1 pseudogene is annotated in these 522 nt (G+C 67.2%); it reads right to left on the bottom strand.

Going from position 1 to position 522, the window contains the following annotated elements:
- Window positions 1-522 (bottom strand): annotated as a pseudogene (locus ACFO60_RS40845) (alpha-amylase family glycosyl hydrolase); the annotation flags it as partial.

The raw sequence follows: 522 nt of genomic DNA, 5'->3' as shown, positions 1-522 counted from the left end.
GTCGCGGATCGTGTCGCGGTAGCGGCCGTTCCACTCGGTCCAGCGGGGCGGGAAGTTGCCCACCTGGTAGCCGCCCGGCCCGACGTCCCACGGCTCGGCGATCAGTTTGACCTGGCTGAGCACGGGGTCCTGCTGGACCAGGTCGAAGAAGGCCGACAGCCGGTCGACCTCGTGCAGCTCACGGGCCAGGGTCGAGGCGAGGTCGAAGCGGAACCCGTCCACGTGCATCTCGATGACCCAGTAGCGCAGCGAGTCCATGATCATCTGGAGCGTGTGCGGCGAGCGCATCAGCAGGCTGTTGCCCGTGCCCGTGGTGTCCATGTAGTAGCGCTGGTCGTCGTCGACGAGCCGGTAGTACGCCTCGTTGTCGATGCCGCGCATGCTGAGCGTCGGCCCGAGGTGGTTGCCCTCGGCCGTGTGGTTGTAGACGACGTCGAGGATGACCTCGATGTTCGCCTCGTGCAGGGCCTTGACCATCGCCTTGAACTCCAGCACCTGACCGCCCCGGCCGCCGGAGCTCGA

This window comes from Sphaerisporangium dianthi (assembly GCF_042654065.1).
Lineage (GTDB): Bacteria > Actinomycetota > Actinomycetes > Streptosporangiales > Streptosporangiaceae > Sphaerisporangium > Sphaerisporangium dianthi.
This window is presented reverse-complemented; position numbering and strand designations above follow the sequence as displayed.